The organism is Massilia orientalis, from assembly GCF_030411975.2.
GTDB lineage: Bacteria > Pseudomonadota > Gammaproteobacteria > Burkholderiales > Burkholderiaceae_D > Telluria > Telluria orientalis.
This window is the reverse complement of sequence record NZ_JASNRB020000061.1, coordinates 1-6890: the sequence shown is the minus strand read 5'-3', so window position 1 is coordinate 6890 and position 6890 is coordinate 1. Positions and strand designations below refer to the sequence as shown.

The 6890-nt window shown below is 55.3% G+C and carries 5 protein-coding genes and 1 pseudogene; 4 read left to right on the top strand and 2 right to left on the bottom strand.

Features of this window, described 5'->3' with window-relative positions:
* Positions 1–81 precede the first annotated feature (81 nt).
* A pseudogene (locus tag QPK29_RS33230) lies at positions 82–546 on the bottom strand (transposase); the annotation flags it as partial.
* An 83-nt stretch (positions 547–629) separates the two neighbouring features.
* Positions 630–1595, bottom strand: coding sequence for a phytanoyl-CoA dioxygenase family protein (locus QPK29_RS33225; protein ID WP_400189954.1), 966 nt, complete (start codon positions 1593–1595; stop codon positions 630–632).
* Positions 1596–2413: 818 nt separating this feature from the next.
* On the opposite strand from QPK29_RS33225, the gene QPK29_RS33220 reads away from it, so the two are divergent.
* The 4 genes from QPK29_RS33220 (at position 2414) to QPK29_RS33205 (ending at position 6510) form a co-directional block, all read left to right on the top strand.
* Entirely contained in the window at positions 2414–2800 is a 387-nt protein-coding gene (locus QPK29_RS33220; protein ID WP_371772396.1) for a nuclear transport factor 2 family protein, read from the top strand.
* Between the two features lie 299 nt (positions 2801–3099).
* Positions 3100–4305 (top strand): MFS transporter, encoded by a 1206-nt coding sequence (locus tag QPK29_RS33215; RefSeq protein ID WP_371772395.1) that lies wholly within the window; start codon positions 3100–3102, stop codon positions 4303–4305.
* A gap of 505 nt (positions 4306–4810) precedes the next feature.
* The gene (locus QPK29_RS33210) at positions 4811–5560 is read left to right on the top strand and encodes an electron transfer flavoprotein subunit beta/FixA family protein (protein ID WP_371772394.1); all 750 of its coding nucleotides are present in this window, start codon (positions 4811–4813) and stop codon (positions 5558–5560) included.
* A gap of 17 nt (positions 5561–5577) precedes the next feature.
* Entirely contained in the window at positions 5578–6510 is a 933-nt protein-coding gene (locus QPK29_RS33205; protein ID WP_371772393.1) for an electron transfer flavoprotein subunit alpha/FixB family protein, read from the top strand.
* Positions 6511–6890: the final 380 nt, after the last annotated feature.

Below are 6890 nucleotides of genomic sequence, written 5' to 3'. Positions count from 1 at the left end.
GTCGGCAGCGCCGTGATCTCGGCGCGTACGGCCGGCAATCATGGCATCAGCGACAGGGTCGAGTCTGGCCACAGTGCACCTGTCGACCCAATCCACAGGCCGGGCAAGAATGTCAATGACGTGCGAACGCGCTACACCGAGGACAACGCAGACAGGCTTTACTGCCCGTCCTTGTCGAATAAGGGTGAGTGCGCAGTCCACTTTTTTCGCGGGCCAGGTCGACCGCGTCGCGCAGGATCTCCGCTTGTATTGTCTTTTTGCCCAGCATGCGCTGCAATTGCGCGATCTGGGCGCGTGCCGCTGCCAGCTCACTCGCCGGCACGACCGATTCTTCGAATGCACGGCCACCAAGGCGCCTTCGCGCTCGAGCTTGCGCCAGTTGAACAGTTGGCTGGCACTGATGCTGTGCTTGCGGCCCACCTGCGATACGTTCATGCCCGGCTCGTACGTTTCCTTGACCAGCGCAGCCTTTTCTTGCACTGATTAGCGCCGGCGTCGCTCTTCGGACAATGTCACAACTTCGATGGCGTGGTTGTTCCTAGTCATACTCACAGTCTTATTCCTATCCGTAACGATACGGCATCGACGGTGTCTGACAGATCAAGAGGCTATCTCATGGACCATCAACGCTACACTCGACTATCAATGGTGCTGCCGGCGTTCGCTTCGAGCCATTCCATTGGATCGCGCATATCGACCCATCCACAGAATGGGCTGCACATCTGGTAACCCATCAGTTCGCGAACACGCATGGGAAGTTTGCGTGCACGTGCAGGGGAGACTGCAAGATATTGATTCTCTTCCTGCCGCATGTACCCGAGCGTATACGAGATAGCAATAGCGATGCGACGCTCATCTTCAGTAATGTTTGCTCCCCCAGCGTGATACATTCCGCCAACATAAATGAGTGCAGAGCCGCGTGGCATCTCTACTGCAATGGTTTCCTCTAGTCGTGGAATCCGCTCGTCATCCCAACGATGGCTTCCCGGGATCACTAGCGTCCCGCCGTTCTCGGCCGTATAGCGCGTTCCAGCGAAAAGTGCCTGCACCAACAATGGCGGACCCGGGTGGCGCGCGTAATACATGCTGTCGTCACGGTGGATTTCTTGCGCTTTTTGACCAGGCCAAAGTTCGATCGCTTGGGTCACCGAGAGCTGGATCGTTGGCCGCATACGCAGCTTTTCAGTAGTTGTGCCATCGGGATTCGCACCGGACCAGACACCGTCATGCACTAGAATACGTTCGGCAGCACCGATGAATGCCGGAGCGAGCATAAGGTCAGCGGTCCGATCGGAATGTTCCAATAATGCGTTGCAACGGCGCGTTCGAGTACCGCTGAAGCCAGAGCCGAACGTTTGACGATCAAAGTGCGGTTGAAGGTCAGCAATGAACTCGTCCATCACGGCGTCATCGATAAGATTGGCGACGATTACGCCACCATCACGGTCGAGGCATTCGGCAACATCATCGGCTGAGGCGTTCCGTGGGAGAGTACGTAGGGATGAGGGCATGTTCAATTCGACTCCATAAGTAGAGTCCATAGCTTGCCGCGGTTCACCGAGCGGCAAGAGGTTCAAGTAGGTCAAATTGCGCATCGGATTGATGTAGTATGAATGCTACCGTTGCGGTAACGCTACCTTTCCAAGCCTTTCTACGTCGTTACAGACTGAGCCCACCTGTATCTTGCCGGTTGTCCTAGGTCGCCAAGACGGCTCGGCGAACGCATGCGGATGTCATCGTCGGTTTCGGTGTGCCGTAATCGGAGTGGTGAAAGACTACGTACTACCGGTTGATCATGTAATGCATGCCTCAGCCCTGTCGGACTGGGTCGACAGAGGCTACCGGTTGCGCAACCATTGTTCGGTTTTTTGAGCAATGCCAGTTCAACCGAAGCGAGCTTCATGCCGCCTAGGGCCAAACACAGACGGTACGCCCGACAAGCATATTCGGATCGCTCGGAAGACACACATGCTATCCCTCCTTATCTCCGACATTAAGCACTACTCTGTGGTCTTCGGACGTCAATAAGCGAGAGCAGTGCCGGCTACAGTAGGCACGTCTCGCAGCCAATATGTTGCAGCGGTAGTTACTGGGACACCGATGTGTATGCGCGGTGGCAACGATCAGGCGATCGACTTTGCCTATATCGGCGGTGACCAACGGCACGCTATTCTGAGCCAGCGATGCTAATCGGCAACAGATACCGCCGATATCGCGTTGAGCAACTTAGTTACGCGCGCAGCAACGTCTGCCAGCCGCTACCCAAGTGGAATCCTTATTGGCCGGTTGAAACCTCTCTAAAGTTCTGCTTGACGCATACATTGACTACTTGACCCTACGCTTGCGATTCAGCTGAATAACGGCAAGGACAACCTGCATTTAATCATCGATTTACCCTAGAGGAGCTCAATGTATGTCGAAGCAACTATTGGACAACCTCAGCGCCGCCTGGAACCGACAGGACGTCGAGGCAGTGCTCGAGTACTTTTCAGTTGACGGTACTTATCACGATGTGATGGGCGAAGACCCACTGGGAAAGACTTACTTTGGCCATGCGGCGATCCGAGAAGCCCTGGTTAACACCTTTGCGGCCTTCCCTGGAGCTCGTCTGTTGCCGATGGGAGAACCTATCGTCGGCGACGATGGCAGGGCTGCTTCGGAGTGGATCTTCGAGTACCAGGACGCCGCCGGCCAGGCAGCGCAAATGCACGGGTGCGACTTTTTCGTTATCAGCGATGGCAAGGTGAAAGTGAAAAATGCTTATATGAAGGCATACGTGCAGTCTGACGCCGCTGTTTGATATTCGCTTCGTAAGCGCAGCAATAGCAATAACTGGACTGAGCAGGTCTAGGTAATGTTGTAGCGATAACATCTGTAGTTGCTAAAACAACCTGTGTTGTCGCAAACTCCATCTGCATGTTGGCCATGCCGATCAAAATGTTGAGTACCAAGTAACATGTATTCGCGCCGTCATTGCCGGGTATACTGCGCTATCCGACTGCGATCCGGTGCTCAACGGGCGAGTCGTCGCTTGCGCCTACAAGGCGCAGCTAGGTTGGATACCAAATACTCGCACTGTAACCCCTACCTGCAATCACCATGCATCAGAACCAATCCGCGCCTTTGAACATGTTGGCAATGGCCGCCACTACATGGATTTATGCCCTGTCAGTGGTGTTAATCAGTGTTTCGCCAATCATGGCCGGGCTATACGTTGACCATCTCAATCTCAGCGTTAGCGAAGTTGGTTGGATCTTGGCTATCGAGCAGGGCGGCTGCGTGCTCGGTGCGCTGTTCGCTTTTTGGGCCACTTCCCGTGTGCAGTGGAAGTCGCTCATCATTTTGGCCAGCCTCGTTGCAATCCTTTCCAACGCGCTCACGGGCTCGATGACGGGATTCACGACACTCGCAGTAACGCGCTTTGTGGCTGGAACTGCCGCTAATACCATCACACTCGTGGCCTCCTGTCTGCTGGCGCGCACTAACCAACCTGACCGTGCCTTTGGGGCAGGCTTGCTCCTCTCATGTTTTATCAACGGTGTCTGGGTATGGCTGTTGAATGTTTCTCGACATACCTTGGGTTACGAAGCCACGATTGGATCCGGAGCGCTACTGTTTGCGGTGTCGATCGCGCTGGGATTTTTCCTTCCGCGCCACATCGGTGGGAGGCTGGATACATGGCGTCTTGATGCCCAGATCGCCCGAGAGCCGACAGCAAGTATTTGGCCCGCGCGCGCTGGAATAGCTGGCCTCGTATTGTTCGGCATAAGTCTGAGTATTGTTTGGGGTTTCCTCGAACGGCTTGGCTCCGAGAACGGCCTCTCTGCAAATGATGTTGACTGGGCTTTGGGCATTGGATTACTTGGCAGCGGACTGGGCGCTCTCTTGCCTGCGTTTCTTGGTGATGCTGGGAGCAGAGTTCGCATGCTCGTGATCACAACCCTAATCCTTTTCGCTTCTCTAGGACTCACGTGGTGTTCGCACGGGGTAGTAATGTTTACGGTTTCTGTATCGCTGCTGGCCGGTGCTTGGAATATGGGACTAGCGTATTACATGGCCCAAACATCGAGTAACGACGCCAGCGGTCGATATACCCGGGCTATTTACATTGCCATTGCGGCGTCGCAGTCAATCGGCCCAGGTCTCTCAGCAATCCTGCTCGGTCACTTTAGCTTGATGAGCGTATTGATCGTGTCCCCCCTACCGGCTTTCATTGCTCTTCTATTAGTTGCTTTGGTTGAGCGCCGAGTCGCGCGTTCGGCTCTGTTGCGAGAAGCAGCCAGGGCTCAACACAGTGTTTGGTAAAGCGAGCAACTGGACTGATCACCCGATGTTTTCATTCACAGTGTGGGTCTGGTGGAAGGGTTATTCGTGACACGGGGAGATATTTTGAAAAGCCGAAGCCATCGAGGAATTGCTGCGTCGTTTGAAAATTTTTGCGATCTCACGCTGTGTTAGTTGATGGATCGGTACGCGGCTGGAAGAATTTCTTTGCATTCGCGATATTAGAATGTTCAACTAATTAATGATTATTTTCGAATGACGTAAATTCATCGACTCTGTACGCCTTTGCACCTCGGGGGGCGACGTAATGAGATGCGCCGATCACCTGTTGAATTGTGCCGAAGTCATCTATTTGCCGAATCCGGCAACATTAGTTCGACGAGTCTCTACTTCCGGTTGGTAATTCTTCGCGGCTGATGTGCTTCTGACGCTTTCTCATGTCAGGTTGATCCAGCCGGGGACCTACTATTTGCATCAAAGTCTCACTTTATTTTAAATCGCCGTATTTTTTTTTCGAAAGAACCTAATGAAGATACTCGTCCCTGTAAAGCGCGTGGTCGACTATAACGTCAAGGTCCGCGTCAAGTCCGACGGCAGTGGAGTCGATATTGCCAACGTCAAAATGTCGACGAACCCGTTCGACGAGATCGCCGTGGAAGAGGCGACTCGCTTGAAAGAAGCCGGCAAGGCCACTGAGATCGTGACGGTGACCTGCGGCGTGCCCCAAGCCCAGGAAACCCTGCGCGCTGCGATGGCGATTGGCGCTGACCGCGGGATCCTTGTCGAGACAGGTTCTGAGATCGAGCCCCTGGGCGTGGCTAAGGTCCTGAAGGCGCTGGTCGACAAAGAGCAGCCACAGCTGATCATTTTGGGCAAACAGGCGATCGACGACGATTCCAACCAGACCGGGCAGATGCTGGCTGCTTTGCTTGGCTGGCCGCAGGCTACCTTTGCCTCGAAAGTCGTGCTCGGAGACGACAAAGTGACGGTAACGCGCGAAGTGGACGGCGGGCTGGAAACAGTTGCGCTCTCCCTACCAGCTATCGTCACTACCGATCTGCGCTTGAATGAGCCACGCTACGTCACGCTGCCAAACATCATGAAGGCCAAGAAAAAGCCGATGGAGCAGATCAGGCCGGAAGACCTTGGAGTTGACGTGACTCCGCGCCTGAAGACCCTCAAGGTATCCGAGCCGGCCAAGCGTTCGGCCGGCGTTATCGTCCCGGACGTGGCAACGCTGTTGGATAAGCTGCGCACCGAAGCCAAGATCATCTAAAAATTCAAAGGAACATCATGGTTGCACTTGTCATTGCAGAGCACGACAACGCCTCGCTTAAGGGCGTCACCCTCAACACTGTGTCGGCGGCCGCTCAATGCGGCGGTGAAGTCCACATCTTGGTCGCTGGCAGCGGTTGCGCCGCCGTTGCAGAAGCAGCCTCCAAGGTCGCGGGCGTTTCAAAAGTGCTGGTCGCCGACGCGGCGCACTTGGCCGACGGCTTGGCGGAGAACGTAGCCGAGCAAATCCTTTCGGTGTGCAGCCCGTACTCGCACATCTTGGCCCCGGCTTCGGCCTTCGGCAAGAATGTTCTACCACGCGTAGCAGCTAGGCTGGACGTCGCGCAAATTTCGGAAATCATCAAGGTCAATGCCGCAGACACCTTCGAGCGCCCGATCTACGCCGGCAACGCGATCGCCACCGTGCAGTCGGCCGACAAGGTAAAGGTCATCACCGTGCGCGGCACCGGCTTCGATGCCGCCGCGAGCGAAGGCGGTGCGGCGACTGTCGAAACGGTGAGCGCCGTCGCCGATTCGGGGAAGTCCTTGTTCGTAAGCCGCGAACTGGCCAAGTCGGACCGTCCAGAACTAACGGGTGCCAAGATCGTTGTCTCGGGCGGCCGCGGCATGGGGTCGGGCGAAAACTTCAAGATCCTTGAGCCGCTTGCCGACAAGCTGGGCGCCGCCATGGGTGCTTCGCGCGCCGCCGTTGACGCCGGGTACGTGCCAAACGACTGGCAGGTTGGCCAGACCGGCAAGATCGTGGCGCCGCAGTTGTACATCGCCGTGGGCATCTCTGGCGCAATCCAGCACCTTGCCGGCATGAAGGATTCGAAGACCATCGTTGCTATTAACAAAGATCCGGAAGCGCCAATTTTCTCCGTGGCCGACTATGGTTTGGTCGGCGACCTGTTCGAACTTGTCCCTCAGCTTACTCAGCAGTTATCGTAAGGATGGAAAATTGTGGTCTTGAGCTGCATACAAGCTGAGCATGCGTTACGCGTTTCGGGATGCATTGGTTTAGCTATCGGTCAGCTAAGACGCTTCTACGAGGACACTTTGCGCCACGGATACACTTGAACATGCGGTTCTAGAGTGTCATGTGCTAGCGAGAAGCGTCGTTCGCACAGCTACGATCAGTTACTTCGCGCCCGGTAGTACCGGGCGTTGTACTTTGCCGTAACCGCTTCGTGGCTGTGCTGACGCCTTACCACGGCGGGTTGTCGTAGAATCAGGCCACAGTTTACCATGGCGCTCGCCTCATCATTAGCGGCAGAACTCACATCGATGGTCTGCCGCTTCTAAACAAGATTCAGCCGTGTGATGCAATG